Annotated in this window: 2 protein-coding genes; one reads left to right on the top strand and one right to left on the bottom strand. The window is 63.9% G+C overall.

Going from position 1 to position 2,402, the window contains the following annotated elements; all coding sequences use genetic code 11:
- Positions 1 to 33 precede the first annotated feature (33 nt).
- A complete protein-coding gene (locus EOA22_RS30910) occupies positions 34 to 1,254 on the bottom strand; it encodes an alanine racemase (RefSeq protein ID WP_127390482.1) in 1,221 nt (406 codons plus the stop codon).
- 208 nt (positions 1,255 to 1,462) lie between these two features.
- On the opposite strand from EOA22_RS30910, the gene EOA22_RS30905 reads away from it, so the two are divergent.
- Positions 1,463 to 2,380: a DMT family transporter gene (locus EOA22_RS30905; RefSeq protein ID WP_063168490.1), complete on the top strand. Its 918-nt coding sequence runs from the start codon at positions 1,463 to 1,465 to the stop codon at positions 2,378 to 2,380.
- Positions 2,381 to 2,402 lie beyond the last annotated feature (22 nt).

The following is a 2,402-nucleotide window of genomic DNA, read 5'->3' as shown; positions in this document are numbered from 1 at the left end:
CTATTCCCCTATTCCCCTACTGCCTTATTCCCCTCAATCCGCCATCGTCTCCAAACTGGCAAAACCCTGTGGCGCGTCGCCCTCGTCGAACGGCGTCGTCACCTCGACGAAGGTGTCGGGATAGAAGCCGTTGAAGCGGGTCCTCAGCGACAGCGAATACGCGCCGATATGGCCGATCTCGATCCAGTCGCCGGTATCGACCGTTTCCGGCAGCCAGAACGGCCGCGACAGGATGTCGACGGAATCGCAGGTCGCGCCGCAGACCTTGAACGGCACGATGTTCTTCTCCTCGCCATTGCGCGAGCGGATCGCCGGGTCGGGAATGAAGCGCGCCGGCAGCGTGATCTTGCCGGTCCATGAATCCGACAGCGCTGCCCAGATGCCGTCATTGATGTAGAGCCGCTTGCCCTTGCGCAGCAGCACCCGCACGATCAACGACAGGCAGCGCGCCACGATCACCCGGCCGGGCTCAGCCACCAGCGGCATCTGGTCGAACTGATACTCCTTCAGATCGCCCGACAGCCGCGACATGATCTGGCCAAGCGACGGCATCTCGATCTGCTTGCGGTTAGGGTCGTGGCCGTATTCGGCGGGGAAACCGCCGCCGACATCGAGCCCGGCAATATCGAAGGTCAGCCGGTTGCGCACCCAGTCGGCGGAAGCCAGCGCCCGCTCATAGGTATCGGGATCCTCGATCTGGCTGCCGACATGGAAGCACAGGCCGACCTTGTAGCCGGTACGGCTCAGCCGCTCCGCGAGCTCGACGGCATACGCCGGCCCGGCGCCGAACTTCTTCGACAGTTCGTAGGCGGCATGCCCCTTGGTCTGCACCCGCACGAACACGCTGATCGAGCCCGGATCGATGTCGAGAGCCCGCACCACTCGCGTCAGCTTGGTGATCTCGTCCTCATGATCGAGCGAAATGACGCGGATGGCGTATTTCTCCAGCGCCAGCTTGATGTCCGACTGCGCCTTGACCGGGTGCATGTAGAGCATCTCGGCATCGGGGGAAACGGCACGCACGGCGGCGAACTCGCCCGGCGAAGCGACGTCGAAAGCCTTGACGCCGGCTTCGACCAGCGTCTTCAGCACGATCTGCTCGCCATTGGTCTTGACCGCATAGGCGGTCTTGCCGGGGAACATGCCCATGAACTGCCTGGCATCCGCCATCAGCACTTGCGGGCGGAAGCAATAGACCGGATCGTCCGGACGAAGCGCCAGTGCCGCCTCGCGGGCATTCTCGAATCGCTGCATGGACGAATCCTCACTTCGGCTGCGCACAATTAATCCAAGCTAGCGGCTAATGAAAACAATTCTGTGTCTCGTGCGGCTGACGCTGGGGCGCTGGGTCTTTGCCAGCAACGTTTGCCAGCGATCAGGTTTCGGGTGGCTCTTGTCACTGAGTCCGATATGGCTTCTGCCTGACTGACTGGCATTCAGGCCGTCTGGGAGGGCGACTCACATGACAATAGCCGCGACATCAGCACCGCGCGGGCCGATGGTGCTCAAGGACTGGGGGCAGCTCCTGCTGCTCGGCGCGATCTGGGGCGGCTCGTTCTTCTTTGCCCGCATCGCGGTGGCCGAACTCCCCCCGCTGGTGCTGGTGCTGTTTCGCGTCGCCATCGCCGCGATCGCGCTACAGATCTATCTCGGCCTGTGCGGCCCGTCCTTCCGCCTCGCGCTTCCGCATGCAGGCCTGTTCTTCCTGCTGGCGCTCACCAACAATGTGGTGCCCTTTTCGCTGATCTTCGCCGGCCAGACGGAGCTTGGCGCCGGCGTCGCCTCGGTGCTCAACGCCACGACGCCGTTCTGGACATTGATTCTCGCCAATGCGCTGACATCGGACGAAAAGCTCTCCTGGAACAAGCTCGCCGGCATTGCGCTCGGCATCGCCGGTACGGCCGTCATGATCGGCCCCGGCCTGCTTGCCGGGCTCGGCGGCCCGGTCTGGGCCAAATTCGCGCTGATCGGCGCTTCACTGTCCTATGGCATTGCGCTGATGGTCGCCCGCCGCTTCAAGGGCGTGCCCTCGCCGGTCGTCGCCACCGGGCAGTTGACCGCTTCGACCATCATCATGATCCCGATCGTGCTCTTCACCTACGGCCCATCCGGCCTGTTCTCGGCCTCGCCGCCGGTCTGGGCGGCGGTGCTGGCGCTGGCACTTCTGTCCACAGCCGTCGCCTACATCCTCTATTTCAACCTCGTCGCCTCGGCGGGCGCTACCAACGCCTCGCTGGTCACGCTTGTTGTGCCGGCCAGCGCCATGCTGCTCGGCTTCCTGTTCCTAGGCGAGCGGCTGGAGCTGTTCGAAATCGGCGGGGTGGTGCTGATCGCGCTCGGCCTCATCACCATCGACGGGCGCGTCCTTGGAAGACGTTAGCGCGTCCTTTGAACCCCCACAT

Source organism: Mesorhizobium sp. M7A.F.Ca.US.014.04.1.1 (assembly GCF_003998745.1).
Classification (GTDB): Bacteria; Pseudomonadota; Alphaproteobacteria; order Rhizobiales; family Rhizobiaceae; genus Mesorhizobium; species Mesorhizobium ciceri.
This window is presented reverse-complemented; position numbering and strand designations above follow the sequence as displayed.